The organism is Streptomyces sp. NPDC021100, from assembly GCF_044333095.1.
In the GTDB taxonomy this organism is placed as follows: domain Bacteria; phylum Actinomycetota; class Actinomycetes; order Streptomycetales; family Streptomycetaceae; genus Streptomyces.
Genome location: NZ_JBIRQH010000036.1, coordinates 1 through 14,002 on the forward strand (window position 1 = coordinate 1; position 14,002 = coordinate 14,002).

Sequence of the window (14,002 nt, forward strand, 5' to 3'; positions counted from 1 at the left end):
CTCAGACGGCATGGGAGGGTAGGAAGCTGTAGAACCTGTGCACCGTTGCGCCGCAAAGGCCCCGGACTACTACCTCTGCCCCCAGTTCTGACCGGGCGCAGCACAGACGGAAGTCCTCACGGAAGTGGTCCTGCTTGCGGATCTCCGCCATCAGGACGCCGCCGTACGTCACGGTCCGGCTCACCGCGGGCAGGTTGAACTGGATGCCGTCGTGCAGCGCATCGAGCAGGGCCCGAGCGGCCTCGTCCTGCTGCCGGCGTGGCGGACTCCACCATCGTGTCGGTCATGATCAGCTCTTTCCGGTCCTGAAATGGGCCGTCGGCAGTGGAACCTGCCGGGCTTGTGGTGGTCGGCGACGACGGGCCGGGACGTCGGGACGAGTCCTGGCTGGAGGGAGCAGGTGATGCTGCTGGACTTCGACCCGGCGGTGGTGGGGGTCTCCTCCCGGCCGTTCTATGGCTGTTCTGGCCGGCGGCGAACGGGCGGCCTGCCTCGCACGTACCGGACTACTTCGCCCGCCGCGAGGACGGGACGGGTGTGGTCGTCGACGGCCGCCCGGCCGAACGGCGCCGGCCGTGGGATGTGGCGAAATCCGGGGCGACGGAGGGCGGCCTGCGCCGGGGTGGGAGTTTCGGCTGCTGGGTGCCCCGGACGCGGTGGTGGTCCGCAACGTGCGGTGGCTGGCGGGCTACCCGGCATCCCCGGCACCGGGCGGAGGCGGCCGCCGCGCGGCTGCTGGTGGTGTTCGCCGAGCCGTTGGCGCTGATGGACGGCGCCGCGGCGGTCGGTGAGCCGCTGGCGGTGCTGCCGGTGCTGTTTCACCTGCTGTGGTCACACGAGCTCATGCCCCTGCACCTCGGCTCGCTGGTCTGCCCGGGGGTGAGTCGGTGACCGGGGGCGGGGGCTCGGTGCTGTGGCCGGGCGACTGGATCACCTGAGGCGGCAGTGAGCACCAGGTGGTGGCGCTGGCCGGGACGGCGGTGCGGCTGCGGTCGGCCGGCGGGGCGGAGTCGGTGGTGCTGGCCTCGTACTTGATGGCGGCGCCGGATTTCGCCGTCCCCGCACCGCGTACACGATCGAGGAGTGACGGCGCTTCGCTCGCCCTGGGGCACGAGCCGAAGCTCACCGATCCTTTCGGACGGTAGGCGTCACCGTGGGCGCAACCGGTCTGGAGGTGGTCTGCCGCTGGGGCCGGGCCAGTTAGTCACCGGCCGTCGCGTCCCGTCGAAGGGCCATTACGGCGCAACGTCCTACAGGCGGTGCATCGACTCACCCTGAGCGCGGGGCGGGCGGCTGGCCCCATGGCGCCTCCAGCGCCGTGCGCAGGGCATCGGTCTGCTCCCGGCCGATCCGTTCGGCAAGCTGCTCTTCCAGCCGTTCGAGGATGAGGCCGGCCCGGCGGTGTGCACGTTCTCCTTCCGCGGTGCGCCGGATCAGCCGCTGCCGGGCGGAGGCGGGGTCGGGGGTCTGTTCGAGCAGTCCGGCGGCGACCAGGCCGTGCACGGCCTGGTGCGCGGTCTGTCGGGTGACGCCCATGCGCCGGGCCAGCTCCGACACCGTGGTCCCCTGGTCATCCAGCGCGGCGAAGAGCTGTACCTGTGTCGGGGACACGGGTGCGGCTCCGTCTGCTTCCAGGGCTGCCAGCAGTCCTTCTTCGAACCAGCGCCGGGCGTCTCCGAGCAGCTGGGGGAGGTTGCGGCGGATGGATTGCATCTCTTCCTCACGACGGCGGAAAGCGGGACCGGGTCACCTGCGCGGCTTGCCTGCCCGCACCCTTTAATGTCAGGCTACCTGACATTCGTGGTGGGGCAGATCCGAGGAGAAGAAGACATGACCATCGAGTACGCCACCCGCTACCGGCGGGCCTCACGCATACCCGCGGAACCGGGCAAGCCCTACTTCATCGAGAGGGGCGAAGGAGACCGCGCCCACCTGTTCGGCGACCTGATCACCATCTACGCCGGCGGCGAGCAGACCGAGAACACCTTCAACTTCTTCACCGTTGAAGGTCCCAAGGGCGACATCATCCCGGCCCACCTGCACACCGACACCCACGAGGTCTTCTACATCACCGCCGGCGCCGTCCGGCTGTTCGTCGAGGACACCGAGGGCAACCAGCAGGAAAAGCTGCTCACCCCGGGCGACTTCGGCTTCGTGCCCAAGAACTGCCAGCACGCCTACCGCATGGAGCGCCACCACAGCCAGGTCGTCGGCGTCGCCGCCGGCCCCGGCGGCACCTTCGAGCGGTTCTTCGAGAACTTCGGCGCGCCCGCCGAGCAGCTCGGTCTGCCCGCCGAGCCAGTCATCCCGGAACCTCACAAGTTCGCCAGCGTTCCCCAGCAGTACGACGTGCGCTTCCTTCCCGACCACCAGTGGCGGACCGGATGACGGCGGCCGGGCCCCCGCCTTGGGGAACTGATCACCGCGCCGCACCCCGACCGTGCTCCCCTGCCGCCCGCCGATGAAAGAGAGCCCGACGTCCATCAGCTGCGCGGCGTACGTACGCCGGACAGTGCGTAGCCGCGCACCTCGCTCCGGCGCAGCCTTCGGCTGCACCGGACAGTTGCATCCGGGCCTGCTCACCCTGGAGGACTATCTGCGCCGCCACCCCTGGCGGCCCTGACCTGGGCGACGGATCCTGCCTAGGCGGAGGGCTCTGCCGAGTGGGTCAGATTGTCTTCCAGGCGGGCCAGCAGTTCCAGGGCCGCCGCCCGCTGGTCGCCGGTAAGCGGGCCGAGGGTGCGCTCCTCCAGTTCCCGCCAGAGGCGTTCGACTTCGCCGCGCAGGGCGTGGCCGGCCGGGGTGGCCTCGATCAGGCTCGCCCGCTTGTCGGTGGCGCACGGGCAGCGGCGGACGAACCCCGCGCGCTCCAGGCGCCGCACGGTGCGCGTCATGGTGGCGGCGTCGGAGTCGAGGAGCCGGACGAGGTCGGCCTGCCGCTGGGGACCGGCCCCCCACAGTTGCATCATCACCAGTTCCTGGCCGGGATGCAGGCCGACCCGGCGCAGCAGGTGGCCGGCCAGCATGCGGTGCAGCCGCGCCACCCGGAAGATCGCGTGACTGACCGGCCCGGCTTCAGCGGCGCCGGGGACCGGCACCGTCTCCGCCCGCCCCTCCCGCACACTGCGCGTCTCCGTATCCCGGTCACTGGCCGGTCCACTCATCGCTCCACTTCCCATGAATAGCTGTCCGGACAGAATGAGGATAGCTCCTGTCGGCGGCTGATCGCGGTCCGGGCCTGAGAAAGCCGTGGGAGCGGGCGGGACAACGCCTGTGACGGGCATCTCATGTGGGCCGGGGAATCCCAACAGGGCTTAACCTGTTCGAACAGGTAACTCGGTGGAGTGCTGGCCGGGCCCACAGGACAGGCCCCGATGCTTCCGCCGGTCCCCCCCACGAAGGACTTGTGATCATGACTACCGCGTTCGAGCCCTACGATCTGGGCGGCATACGCCTGGCCAACCGCGTCGTGATGGCGCCCATGACCCGCAGCCGCGCCTACGGAGAAGGCGCCGCCCCGACGGAGCTGATGGCGAAGTACTACGCGCAGCGCGCGACCGCAGGGCTGATCATCACCGAGGGCACCCAGCCGTCGGTGGTGGGCCAGGGCTACCCCGACACCCCGGGCCTGCACTCGCAGCGGCAGGTGGCCGCCTGGCGGGCGGTGACCGATGCCGTGCACCGGGAGGGCGGGGTGATCTTCGCGCAGCTGATGCACACCGGCCGGATCGGCCACCCCAGCCTGCTGCCCGACGGCATGATCCCCGTCGGCCCGTCACCGGTGGCCGCCAAGGGCCAGGTCTTCACCCACGAAGGCCCCAAGGACATGGTGGTCCCCGAGGAGCTGACCGAGGCCGACATCCGGCAGACGATCACCGATTTCGCTGACGCCGCGCGCAACGCGGTCGCCGCCGGCTTCGACGGAGTGGAGATCCACGGCGCCAACGGCTACCTCATCCACCAGTTCCTCGCCCCCAACGCCAACCGGCGCACCGACGCCTGGGGCGGGGATGCCGAGGGCCGGATCCGCTTCGCGGTCGAGGTCGCCACCGCGGTCGCCGACGCGATCGGAGGGCACCGCACCGGCATCCGCCTCTCCCCGGGAAAGCCCTACAACGACATCGCCGAGGAGAACCCGGAGGAGACCTACGGCATGCTCGTCTCCCGCCTCGCGCCGCTGGGCCTGGCCTACCTGCACCTGATGGAAGGCCCGGACCGGGACCTCACCCTGCGTCTGCGCAAGGACTGGCCGGCGACGTTTATCCTCAACCCCTTCACCCACCCGCAGCCCACCGGGCCTGAGGCCCTCGCCCTGACCGAGGACGGCACGGCCGACCTCGTCTCCTTCGGAGCGATGTTCCTCGCCAACCCCGACCTGCCCCGCCGCCTGCGTCAGGCGGGCCCCTTCAACACCCCTGATCCGGCCACCTTCTACGGCGGCGACGAGAGCGGCTACACCGACTACCCCGCCCTGCCCGCCTAACCCGCAAGCACCCCGGCCGCATTCCGGGCCGCCGCACGGCGGCCCGGGAGCCGACCCCCACCCCGGAGCCGGCGCCGGACCACCACGACCAGTCTTCTAGGGGCTGTCCGGCCGATTATGTAGCACTGGCCTGCGTCGTCTGCTGGGAACGTAGGGTGTCGGGCATGGCAATGATGACGCAGGTCGACGACCTGGTGGGAGAAGCCGAAAGGCTCGTCCGTGATCAGGTGTGGATTCTGTCGCCGCGCCATCGCGCGGTCATCGTGAAGGCCGCCCTCGATCTGCACGCCGCCGTCGGCGCTCCCCAGATTCAAAAGGCGCTACCTCTGCGTAGCCGCTTGGAACACCTGCGGGAAGCCCTCGCTGCTGTGGCCATCGCTCTTGCTCACGTCCATGGGCATACGGCCTGGTTCCTCGGCGCAGCTGCCACCGCTCTCACTCCGGTCCTCCACTGGCGCGCCCTACCTGCCGATGACGGCCACGCCTTCGGCGCCGTCGCACCGACCCCTCAGCAGTACGCGGAAGCCGAGGAAGCAGTCCGCCGGCTCCAGAGCGCCCTTGCCCACATCGCCTCCGCCTGAGACCACCGGCTCCACTGACGGAACGGCACGAGCGCCCCGGATCGGACACGCGGCCTTGCTTGATGGGGTTCGGTGATCGCCCGGACAAGTCCTAAAGGGGTGAAGGCGGGAGAGGTTCCCGCCGTCGGAGGGAGGGACCGGCTGGTGACGCCGACTGGGCCCTGTACGTCCTGGTCCGCCACGACCTGGTGACCGGCGTTGTCCTGGCGGAGGTCCGCGTCACCGCACTCCGCCAGCAGTAACGGCGGCTGGCTCGCGCGACATCCAGCCCTGCAACACCGCCCTGCGCCAACGAACCGTGTTTCACCCCGGCACGATGATCCTGGCGACTTTGGTGGAGCCGTCCTTGTTGAGCCGGAGCGCTCGGCCGATGTTGCGCACGATCTCCACCTGCGAGCCGCGGGTGTCCGCGAAGCAGATCGAGTTCATTGCCGGATCGTCATGCCCGCTTCACGCCGAGTTCGCGGAGGGCGGCCGGCCCCGACTACACCAGGGCGACGGCCACGGTCTCGCCGGTAGCGTGCTGGGGAACATCGATGCCCCGTGGGCCGGGGACTGGCTCACGGCCGGGGACGCCGACTGGGGGCTGTATGTCCCGGTGCACCGCGACCCGGTGACCGGCGTGGTCCTTGCGCAGGTTCGGGTCACCATCCCGCGCCGCCGGTAGCTGCCCACCGGTGCCGTGACGCGCTAGACCCCGGGCCCTGAGTGAGTGCCCGTCAGCCGGCTTCCCGCGAGGCCGAACGCGACGGATCACCGATGGCCCTGACGGTCAGCAGGGCCACCCAGAGGCCACCGAGCCGGGAGCCTCCTGTGTATGGGGCCGCGCCGCGGCCGTCAGGCGCCCGCCTTCGCGGCGTCCTCGATGAGGTCGGTGACCGGGCCGGGCCGCGAGGCGAGGGAGGCGTGACCGGCGTCCAGTTCGATGGTCTTGCGCGGGTTCATGCGCTGGGCCATGCGGCGTTCGTTGTCCGGGTGGATCATGCGGTCGCCGGTGGAGACCTGGTACCAGGTGGGCTTGGTCCGCCAGGCCGGTGTGGTGACGGTGTCGCCGAAGGTGGAGGCCAGCGGTGCTTTCTGTGTCACGGCCATCACCAGGGCCTCGTCCTCCGGAAGGTCCTGGGCGAAGCTCTCGCGGAATTTCTCCGGCTTGATCCACAGGTAGCCGTCGGAGCGACAGTTCTTGAGAGCTACTCAAGAACTGTCGGAATAATGCAGCCGGAGGAATCACCCTGCTCTGCGGCTTGTCGCGGCCGTCCGCGTCGGGAGTTCTACGGCGTCCGTGAGCGTGGGGTGAGCTGGGAGTCCGGCGCCTGGCGCGAGCGGGGGGCGGGTCGGGCTCTTATGCGCCGTCGTGGCCTTCCAGCGCGCCGAGCATGCCGCAGAACCGGTTGCCGCACGCCTGGACCCGGGCCTCGGCGTATGTCGTCATAAGAGGGGCGGTCGGCCCCGCTCATGGAACTGCCGCGGCGGGACGGCGTGCTCTGAAGAATCCTTGTCGCACGGCACGGACGACCCTTGTTGCCCTTCGCCTCAGCGGCCCGCACTCCGTCGCACATCAGTTCGCGCTGGAGTTCGCCCGGTGGCGGCAAGGATCTGCACGATGCACATCGTCTCCCTGAAGGAGAGGAAACAATGCGCCTGATCGATGCCAGCCAACAGCAGATCGAAGGGCTCTACTGCCCCATCTCACCGTTCCCCGTCAAGGGTCACAACACCTACGACAAGCTGCTCACCTGGTTCAACGGGATCGATCCGCGCGGTGTGCAACGCCATAGGCCCTACGCCGAACTTTGCGCAGAGCTCACCGCCAGCACCTGGCCACTCGGTGATGCGTTGGGCCAAGAGCTGATGGCACGCTGGAGTCTGGCGGCGTACTCCTTCGACGATGTGTACTGCGAGTCGGTGGCCCGCACGGGCGGCGCCGATGAGAATCTTCGCTTCGAGGAAGCCGCCGACTGCGTGCTCGACGTCTACCGACACCCGGGCAGTCCCCCGGCCGTCTCCACCCCTGTGACTCGGGCGATGGGCGACTTCGTGCTCAGTGTCACCCGCCACTACTCCCCTACCGTTGTGGCCTGTTGCGCGGAGGGCTGGGAGAGTTACATGCGCGGTCTGCGCTGGCAGATCGGACTACACGATACGGTGCCCTCCCTCGCGGACTATGTGCGCAACCGGGCGCACAACGCCGCGGCCCCGTTCATTAACGTCTTCGGTGCCGCTATCAGCGGACTGGACCTTGACGACCCGCTGAGGCGCACGCCGACAGTGCAGGCGCTGACTGACTCCGGCTGGTTCCTGACCTTGATCTACAACGACTGGGCCTCCCGCCGCAATGAGGTCGCGTCGGGAACCAACAACATCAATCTGGTCGATGTCATGGCTCACGAGTACCACCTCACCATCGATGATGCCGTGACGGAAACGGTGCGTCTCCACGACCGGATCATGGAGGTCTTCCTGCTCCTGGCCGATCAGTGCCAGGCATCCGGAGGGCCCCTTGCGTACTGGGCGCGGTACATGCGGGCAGCGGTCAGCGGCTTCCTTTCTTTCAGCTCCATGTCCGGACGTTACGAATGGCCGCCACAAAGCTCGCTGGTATTCACCAATCGCCCCCGCCCGGACAGGGCCCTGACACCAGTACCGGAACCGATGCGATGGTGGTGGGATGAAGCTGGCATTCCTTCCACCGCGGCGATGACTGTTCCGCACCCGACTGAATAACGGGAAAGGAAAGCAAGTGTCAGGCTCCCGCGGGACCAGAAGGGGAACCCCGACCAATGACCCGGCCAAGGCCTGTTCCGTTACCCAGCCGACAAGTATCTTTCTGCGGCTGGCCTGTAGCGGGTACAGCGAGTGTGAGTGGAGAGATGGTTGGAATTGCGGGCCAGGCAGTTGGACTGGGCTGTTGCGGGTGATGCGGGAACAGGGTGGTGACGGTCCGCGGGTCCGCCGTCCGTTGGCCGAGCGATTGCTGCTGGTGGACCGTGTGGTTCTGCTCGGGCCTCGCCATGTGCTTCGGGTCTCCGCCGCTGGGGTGTGCCGGATGGTGCAGTAGCTGGGGCTGTTCTTCGGGCTGGAGCCCTACAGGGCTCGAAGGGGTTGGCCTCCTTGATGCGCCCCGAAAACGACCCGGCCGGCCGCTAGCCGAGGGCGAGGAAGAGGACTACGCGGTCTATCGGCGGGTCCGGGCCGCAGAGAACACGTCGTCGGCCGGTTGCGGAACCTTTCGGAATTGCCGGCAGCACGGCGACGGCCTCCATCGCACAGTCGCGGCAATGACCACCTGCACAACCTCGCCCTCGCGCCGTGAACACCCGCCGCTGGTACTGGGTACCGGCCGACAGGTGCGCGCTCGCCGGGCAGCGCACCGGAACGAGCCCTTGACTGTCGCCGTGCGACACGGGCCATAGCCACCGCCAGGCACAAACAATCCAGGCTCCCCAGGCGAACCGCGCGGGGCGTACGGGTATGGGCACACGCCCGGGAGGCGCACACCCGTGCCACCGGCCCACCCGGAAGCCAACAGGTCCAGGCGTGCAGCGAATTCACTACCCGGCCGGATCGAATGCGCCTGTTCAACTGCGTGCCGGCAGGGAAGGTGAGAAGAAAGCAGGCAGGCCGCAGCACTCCTCCAGCCCCGTGCGCTGGAAGACGCCTCGCCGCGTGAGCATTCCCCTGGCCCTGCTGTCCCACATCCCGCATCTCACCCGAACACTCTGTCCGCGCGCACGGCCGGAAACCGCGCCCGGTCTCCGGCAGCCGCGCGGTGATCTCATATACGGCGCTATACCAAGAAGGCCGCCCTGATGGTTGATGACGCTGATTCCATCGCCCCAACCCCACCGCCACCTGGCGTCGCGGCTTTCCGATCCCCCGCACACCGTCCGCCACTGGCACAACAGCTCACCGGCCTGGCCCATGACCTTGCCTCTTTCCTCAGCGCCCGGCAGCGCACACCCCACCCTCCCGCCGCTGGGCGCGCCAAAACCGGCGTTCGCCCGTGGACGCCTACCGGGCCGGAGCCGCGCGCGTGCACCAGCTGATGTTCTGGTGCGAAGACGCCCACATCCCCTTCGTCACCGTATGGGCGCTCCCCCAGGACAACTTCGACCGCGCCCCGAAGGCCGTCGAAGGCATCACCGACGCGGTTCTGAACGGCCTGCGGGCCATGGCTGCCGAAGAACGGTGGCGCATCCGCGCCATCGGCGCCCTGGAAAAACTCCCCGCCGGCCAGGTCCGCGCTCTGCGGAACATCGAAGAAGCCACCGGCCATTTGACGGGCACCACGCTGAACGTGGCCGTCGCCTACAGCGGACGCGACGACATCATCACCGCCGTGCGCGCACTGGCCCGCCAGCAGCCCCCCTCCTGCGAGAACGCGACCGAACAGCACCTGGCCGCGCACCTGTCCACCGTCGGCCAGCCCGACGTCGACCTACTCATCCGCACCTCCGGAGAACGACGCCTGTCCGACTTCATGACCTGGCAGACCGCACAAGCCGAGCTGTACTTCACCGACACCCTCTGGCCCGATTTCAACCACCACGCCTTCCATCAGGCACTGCAGTGGTACGCACACCGAGACCGCCGATTCGGCCGATGCCCCCCGAAGGGGTCCTCTGTGCCCTCGAACATCGACTTCGCCTTCTCCTTCCCGCACCGGTGCAGCCCCGACCTGGATTCCGCACGCGCCCACAACCTCGCCTGGCTCCGCTCCCACCACCTGCTGGACGGTGCCGCGGCGGAACACCGCTATCAGGCCGTGGCCCTGCCCGAAGTCAGCACCTACGCCTACCGAGAGCCCGTGATGCCGACCTCGATGTCCTCACCGACGCCGTCAGCTATACCGCGAGACCTGCTGGACCAACTCGATGCCCACGATCAGCAAGCCCTGAGCCAGGCCCAGTCATTCGTCCACTCCTGCCTAGCCCTGGTAGAGCAGACACCGCTGGGTCTGCGTAAGCCCCATGCCCCAACGCCCCTGCTCAGTGCGCTGGCCGATCTGCTGGAGCGGCTCGCACAAGGGATGTCCCCCCTATGGCAGCGGCGTCTTGCGCAAGGCTTGGGCAATGGCTTCGCTCAAGCCTGGACATGAGATACTTCCGTCCGCACGGCGCCTGCCTGAGCCTGCACACCTACCGCATCCTGGCACGTCGGCTGAAGGCTCTGCTGGGGTTCGCGGAAAGGTCTCGGGCGGGTCGCGGCGCTGGCTACGGTCGGCCCATCGCGGTCAGTCGAAGGGGGAGCCGAGGACGGCTTCGGGACGGCAGATCGAGCAGTTCTCCGCTCCCGGGCGGCCGAGCGCTTCGATGGCCTGGGCGGTGGTCAGCTCGGCCGGGCCGGGCGCGCTGAAGCAGGCCTCGTGGTGGATCACGGTGCGGCGGGGGCCAAGTGCGTTGTGGGGGTAGCGGGGCGTTTGGATCTTCCACCGGGTCCACGAGGGTCACCGTATCGGCGTGGTCGGCCAGCACATGCGCGGCGAGGAGCCCGCTCAGACTCCCCCTGACGAACACGGCGTGCCGCCGCCCCTCACGCCCCTCCGCCCGCAGGCCTTCCGTTGTCTCCGCCACGCTCCACCCCCACTCCCGCCGCCGCGACGCACGTAGCAGCAGCCTCCGTTCCCCCGGGCGGTCACGGTACCGGCCGCGGTGCGGTTTGCGGTGCGGACTAGGCAGTGTCTGATGGCTCTTTGATGAGATCACGGAGCCAGATCACGATGGCGGCGGTGGCCAGGGTGCCGTGGAAGATGTAGTCGCGCTTGTCATACCGGGTCGCGACGGCCCGGTGCTGCTTGAGCTTGTTCACGCAGCGCTCGACGGCGTTGCGCTGGCGGTACTGTGCGCGGTCGAAGGCCGGGGGACGTCCCCCGGCCCGGCCCCGCCGGAGGCGGTTGGCCCGTTGGTCATCCGGCTGGGCGATGGTCGCCTTGATCCCGCGTTTACGCAGGTAGGTGCGGTTGGCGCGGCTGGAGTAGGCCTTGTCGCCGCGGGCCCGGTCCGGGCGGGTGCGTGGACGCCCCGTCCCGGTGCGGGCCAGGTTCAGGGCCTGCATCAGCGGGATGAACAGGGGGCTGTCCCCGCGCTGGCCGGGTGTGGTCAGCCAGACCAGGGGCCGACAGCGGTCGTCGGCCAGTAGATGGATCTTGCAGGTCAGCCCGCCTCTGGAGCGTCCCAGGGCCTCACGGCCCTCCGCCTCCTCTCGGGCCCCGCCCCCTTTTGCGGGTGATCGCCCGGTGGCCGGTGTCGCGCTCCGGCGGCGTGCTGGTGGGCCCGGCAGGTGGTGGAGTCGGCGTTGACCGCCCACGAGCCGTCCGCGTCCCGGGCGGTGGCATCGGCTCCGGCCTGGAGGGCGCGCAGGACCTTTGCCCAGGTGCCGTCAGCCGACCAGCGGCGGTGGCGCTCGTAGACGGTCTGCCAGGGGCCATAGGTTCGGGCAGGTCACGCCAGGGAATCCCGGTCCGGGTCCGGTACAGGACCCCGTTGACCACCGTGCGGTGATCGGCCCATCGGCCGCCCGGCCCGCCCACGTCGGGCAGGAGGCAAGCGATGCGTTCCCATTGAGCGTTGGTCAGTTCATGCCGACGCACCATGCCGGGCTCCTGCCCGGAACGGCAGCAGATCCACCATCCCGGCCAAGAGCCATCAGACACTGCCTAGCGGTGGTGGCGCGCCGGGCGTTCGACGACGACGCAGCGGGTTTCCGACAGGACGGCGACGAGGCTGCCGCAGTTGTTGCTGTGGTCGACGGCGGTGCTGGTGAGGACGCCGGTCAGGACACCGTTGAAGGTGTCGGTGTTGTGGGTGTGGGCGAGGCCGTGGACGGTCTCGTTGCGGCAGTCGCGGAAGGAGAGCAGCCCGACGGAGTCCCGGCAGTTGTTGGAGGAGTCGTCCGCCTGCTTGTTCCGCACCCCGCTCGCCACTCCCGACGCACCCACTACATTCCGGCCACCGTCGTCCGCCGTCGCCGGGCCCGCCAGGGTGAGCAGGGCGGCGGCCACCGAGCCCACCGCGATGCCGGTCCGCAGTAGAGCACGCATCATTCATCACTCCATCACGAGGTTGTTCCATCGCACCACTCTCCGCCGAGTGGCGGATCCATATGACCAACGGCTCACGGTTCATACGAGAAACGGACCACCCCGTCGACCCACCCGAAAGAGGAAACCGCTCCCGGATGATGACAATGGCAGGAGGAGCCCGGCTCCTGCCCGCCTACCGGCTCTCCATGGGAGCGGCACATGACGGACCCCGACCCATCGGCACGGCGCCTGCGCACCCGCGTGGACCTCCACGGCGGCCGCGCCGCCATCCGCCTCACGGGCGAGGTGGACCTCGGCACCGTGCCCGGACTGCGCCGCGCCATCTGCGCCTGCCTCGGACAGCACCACCCGTGCGCCCTGGGCCTGCACTTCGCCGGCGTCAGCTTCTGCGACTGCACCGGCCTCAACACCCTGCTGTGGGCCCTGCTGCGAGGCCGCCCGGCCCCAGCGGCGGCTCAGCGCACGGTGTGCAGGCTCTCCCGCAGATAGTCGTGCACCGCCTCTTCCGGCACCCTGAAGGAGCGCCCTACGCGGATGGCCGGGAGGTACCCGGCGTGTATCAGCCTGTACACGGTCATCTTCGGCATGCGCATGATGGAGGCGACTTCGGCGACGGTCAGCAGCCGCACGGTCAGCTCGGCCCGGGAAGGAAGCGGCGGTGCCGGCACACGGCATAGCGGGGTCCACCGGTCGACGGCCGGGGGGCTGCCGTCCTCGATGACACACTGGCGCTCCCACACGTACTCGTCGCGGTCAAGGACGACGTGAACCGGTGGCGGCTGCGGCACCCCTTGACGACCGGTACCCCACACAACTGGCTGTGCCCACGCCGGATCCTGGCAGTCCAGTGCGTGACGGCGCGCGGTGGACAGGTCGTGGCGCGCGGCCTGCCGCCGTCGGCCGGGGTCCGCCTCGACCGCGGCCTCGAAGAGGACCGGCATCTCCCGGGCCGTCAGCTCACCAGCGCAGCGGTACGACACCTGATCAGCGGGGGTCAGCATGTGCGGTAGAGGACAGGGGGCATGGCGGCGGGCTCCTGGCGGTGGCGGTCTCCGGGTTCAACGACGACGCGCGCTACCGGGGACGGCCTCAGCCGGCCCTGCGGTACTTGGGGTCCGGTCAAGGTGAACTTTGCCGCCTACGAAGCACTCACCGCCCCGCGGCCGGGGGCCAGCACCGCCGCCCTGCGTCGCCGCCTCCTGCGGCTGTCCGTCGAGATCCAGTGGCATCCGCACTGGTCTTCCGGCCCCGGTGCCTCGTCGGCGGGCCGAGTGGAGCTTCGCCGGCTGGCCCGCGCGTCCGTCACCGGCGAGGTGAGCCTGCTGAGCTCGTGACCGCATGTCCACGCGAGACCCGACCGAGGTAGAGGTGGACGTGAGCGCGCGCGAGCCGACGGCGGCGCTACTGGTGGGCGTCACCGGCTCCGGCAAGACCCCGCTCGCCCGCGTCCTCGCCGGCCGGGGTAGGGTCCGGCCGCCCGTGGACGAGGAAGTCCACCGCCTCCACGGCGTCGACCACCCCGAGCTCGCCGAGCACCTGGCCGCCGGGGACGACGTCATCCTCAACCACGGCCTGTGGCTCCACGCCGACCGCAACCGGCGCGAGGACGCCGTACTCGCGCACGCCGACTGAAAGCATCCGCGATCCACAGTAGTGTCTCATTTCTTCCCGCTGGCTAGCAAAAAAGCATGGTTAGCCAGGTAAGCTACAAAGACAACTTTCTTTTTTCTCCGGTCGCGTCCCGGTACGAGAGGCAGAACTCTATAATATGTTTCGTAAGATGCTGTCGCCAAAATGGACCCGGCCTTTGTCCCCTTACACGAATCCAGTGCCCCCCGTAGGGCTGCCTCATAGGCTTTCCCCAATTGCTGTTCTCGTAGCGGTAGGTGGTGTTCC

General features: G+C 69.2%; 16 protein-coding genes and 2 pseudogenes. 10 read left to right on the top strand and 8 right to left on the bottom strand.

The features are described 5' to 3' along the window. Positions 1-324 precede the first annotated feature (324 nt). Complete coding sequence (locus ACH4PU_RS35360; RefSeq protein WP_398281897.1) at positions 325-891, top strand: hypothetical protein; 567 nt, start codon at positions 325-327, stop codon at positions 889-891. 65 nt (positions 892-956) lie between these two features. Then, positions 957-1,145: a hypothetical protein gene (locus ACH4PU_RS35365; RefSeq protein WP_398281900.1), complete on the top strand. Its 189-nt coding sequence runs from the start codon at positions 957-959 to the stop codon at positions 1,143-1,145. A 124-nt stretch (positions 1,146-1,269) separates the two neighbouring features. Here the strand turns inward: ACH4PU_RS35365 and ACH4PU_RS35370 are convergent, their stop codons facing one another. Then, entirely contained in the window at positions 1,270-1,713 is a 444-nt protein-coding gene (locus tag ACH4PU_RS35370) for a MarR family winged helix-turn-helix transcriptional regulator (protein WP_398281904.1), read from the bottom strand. A gap of 117 nt (positions 1,714-1,830) precedes the next feature. On the opposite strand from ACH4PU_RS35370, the gene ACH4PU_RS35375 reads away from it, so the two are divergent. Beyond that, the gene (locus ACH4PU_RS35375; RefSeq protein WP_398281907.1) at positions 1,831-2,388 is read left to right on the top strand and encodes a quercetin 2,3-dioxygenase; all 558 of its coding nucleotides are present in this window, start codon (positions 1,831-1,833) and stop codon (positions 2,386-2,388) included. Positions 2,389-2,642: 254 nt separating this feature from the next. Here ACH4PU_RS35375 and ACH4PU_RS35380 read toward each other — a convergent pair whose 3' ends face one another. After that, positions 2,643-3,164 (bottom strand): MarR family winged helix-turn-helix transcriptional regulator, encoded by a 522-nt coding sequence (locus ACH4PU_RS35380; protein ID WP_398281910.1) that lies wholly within the window; start codon positions 3,162-3,164, stop codon positions 2,643-2,645. A gap of 248 nt (positions 3,165-3,412) precedes the next feature. On the opposite strand from ACH4PU_RS35380, the gene ACH4PU_RS35385 reads away from it, so the two are divergent. Together ACH4PU_RS35385 and ACH4PU_RS35390 are read left to right on the top strand one after the other, a co-directional pair. Continuing rightward, a complete protein-coding gene (locus tag ACH4PU_RS35385) occupies positions 3,413-4,483 on the top strand; it encodes an alkene reductase (RefSeq protein WP_398281913.1) in 1,071 nt (356 codons plus the stop codon). A 164-nt stretch (positions 4,484-4,647) separates the two neighbouring features. Next, positions 4,648-5,064: a hypothetical protein gene (locus tag ACH4PU_RS35390; protein ID WP_398281916.1), complete on the top strand. Its 417-nt coding sequence runs from the start codon at positions 4,648-4,650 to the stop codon at positions 5,062-5,064. A 303-nt stretch (positions 5,065-5,367) separates the two neighbouring features. Here the strand turns inward: ACH4PU_RS35390 and ACH4PU_RS35395 are convergent, their stop codons facing one another. Then, positions 5,368-5,493, bottom strand: a complete 126-nt coding sequence (locus ACH4PU_RS35395; RefSeq protein WP_398281973.1) for a hypothetical protein — start codon at positions 5,491-5,493, stop codon at positions 5,368-5,370. 408 nt (positions 5,494-5,901) lie between these two features. Next, positions 5,902-6,225, bottom strand: a complete 324-nt coding sequence (locus tag ACH4PU_RS35400) for an alpha/beta hydrolase (protein WP_398281964.1) — start codon at positions 6,223-6,225, stop codon at positions 5,902-5,904. A gap of 474 nt (positions 6,226-6,699) precedes the next feature. Between ACH4PU_RS35400 and ACH4PU_RS35405 the strand changes: the two genes are divergently transcribed. Continuing rightward, the gene (locus tag ACH4PU_RS35405) at positions 6,700-7,788 is read left to right on the top strand and encodes a terpene synthase family protein (RefSeq protein WP_398281919.1); all 1,089 of its coding nucleotides are present in this window, start codon (positions 6,700-6,702) and stop codon (positions 7,786-7,788) included. Between the two features lie 1,258 nt (positions 7,789-9,046). Next, positions 9,047-10,162: pseudogene (gene uppS / locus ACH4PU_RS35410) on the top strand (polyprenyl diphosphate synthase); the annotation flags it as partial. 135 nt (positions 10,163-10,297) lie between these two features. Here the strand turns inward: uppS and ACH4PU_RS35415 are convergent. The 3 genes and pseudogenes from ACH4PU_RS35415 to ACH4PU_RS35425 all read right to left on the bottom strand — a co-directional run bounded on the left by ACH4PU_RS35415 (position 10,298) and on the right by ACH4PU_RS35425 (position 12,106). After that, positions 10,298-10,441, bottom strand: a complete 144-nt coding sequence (locus ACH4PU_RS35415) for a DUF6233 domain-containing protein (RefSeq protein WP_398281922.1) — start codon at positions 10,439-10,441, stop codon at positions 10,298-10,300. A 293-nt stretch (positions 10,442-10,734) separates the two neighbouring features. Further along, a pseudogene (locus ACH4PU_RS35420) lies at positions 10,735-11,656 on the bottom strand (IS5 family transposase). 63 nt (positions 11,657-11,719) lie between these two features. Beyond that, positions 11,720-12,106 (bottom strand): hypothetical protein, encoded by a 387-nt coding sequence (locus ACH4PU_RS35425; RefSeq protein WP_398281925.1) that lies wholly within the window; start codon positions 12,104-12,106, stop codon positions 11,720-11,722. A 198-nt stretch (positions 12,107-12,304) separates the two neighbouring features. On the opposite strand from ACH4PU_RS35425, the gene ACH4PU_RS35430 reads away from it, so the two are divergent. Next, positions 12,305-12,595, top strand: a complete 291-nt coding sequence (locus ACH4PU_RS35430; protein WP_398281928.1) for an STAS domain-containing protein — start codon at positions 12,305-12,307, stop codon at positions 12,593-12,595. On the opposite strand, the gene ACH4PU_RS35435 is transcribed toward ACH4PU_RS35430, so the two are convergent. Then, positions 12,562-12,699 (bottom strand): excisionase family DNA-binding protein, encoded by a 138-nt coding sequence (locus ACH4PU_RS35435; RefSeq protein ID WP_398281967.1) that lies wholly within the window; start codon positions 12,697-12,699, stop codon positions 12,562-12,564. The genes ACH4PU_RS35430 and ACH4PU_RS35435 overlap by 34 nt on opposite strands. A 531-nt stretch (positions 12,700-13,230) precedes the next feature. Here ACH4PU_RS35435 and ACH4PU_RS35440 point away from each other — a divergent pair. Beyond that, positions 13,231-13,440, top strand: a complete 210-nt coding sequence (locus ACH4PU_RS35440; protein ID WP_398281931.1) for a hypothetical protein — start codon at positions 13,231-13,233, stop codon at positions 13,438-13,440. Between the two features lie 4 nt (positions 13,441-13,444). After that, positions 13,445-13,738, top strand: a complete 294-nt coding sequence (locus ACH4PU_RS35445; RefSeq protein ID WP_398281934.1) for a hypothetical protein — start codon at positions 13,445-13,447, stop codon at positions 13,736-13,738. The last annotated feature ends 264 nt before the right edge of the window (positions 13,739-14,002 follow it).

Excerpts from the sequence above, each read along its gene's own strand:
- ACH4PU_RS35370 (WP_398281904.1), bottom strand. The coding sequence starts at position 1,713 with ATGCAATCCATCCGCCGCAACCTCCCCCAGCTGCTCGGAGACGCCCGG.
- ACH4PU_RS35405 (WP_398281919.1), top strand. The coding sequence starts at position 6,700 with ATGCGCCTGATCGATGCCAGCCAACAGCAGATCGAAGGGCTCTACTGC.
- ACH4PU_RS35375 (WP_398281907.1), top strand. The coding sequence starts at position 1,831 with ATGACCATCGAGTACGCCACCCGCTACCGGCGGGCCTCACGCATACCC.
- ACH4PU_RS35425 (WP_398281925.1), bottom strand. The coding sequence starts at position 12,106 with ATGATGCGTGCTCTACTGCGGACCGGCATCGCGGTGGGCTCGGTGGCC.
- ACH4PU_RS35430 (WP_398281928.1), top strand. The coding sequence starts at position 12,305 with ATGACGGACCCCGACCCATCGGCACGGCGCCTGCGCACCCGCGTGGAC.
- ACH4PU_RS35395 (WP_398281973.1), bottom strand. The coding sequence starts at position 5,493 with ATGAACTCGATCTGCTTCGCGGACACCCGCGGCTCGCAGGTGGAGATC.
- ACH4PU_RS35390 (WP_398281916.1), top strand. The coding sequence starts at position 4,648 with ATGGCAATGATGACGCAGGTCGACGACCTGGTGGGAGAAGCCGAAAGG.
- ACH4PU_RS35445 (WP_398281934.1), top strand. The coding sequence starts at position 13,445 with ATGTCCACGCGAGACCCGACCGAGGTAGAGGTGGACGTGAGCGCGCGC.
- ACH4PU_RS35435 (WP_398281967.1), bottom strand. The coding sequence starts at position 12,699 with ATGCGCATGCCGAAGATGACCGTGTACAGGCTGATACACGCCGGGTAC.
- ACH4PU_RS35385 (WP_398281913.1), top strand. The coding sequence starts at position 3,413 with ATGACTACCGCGTTCGAGCCCTACGATCTGGGCGGCATACGCCTGGCC.
- ACH4PU_RS35380 (WP_398281910.1), bottom strand. The coding sequence starts at position 3,164 with ATGAGTGGACCGGCCAGTGACCGGGATACGGAGACGCGCAGTGTGCGG.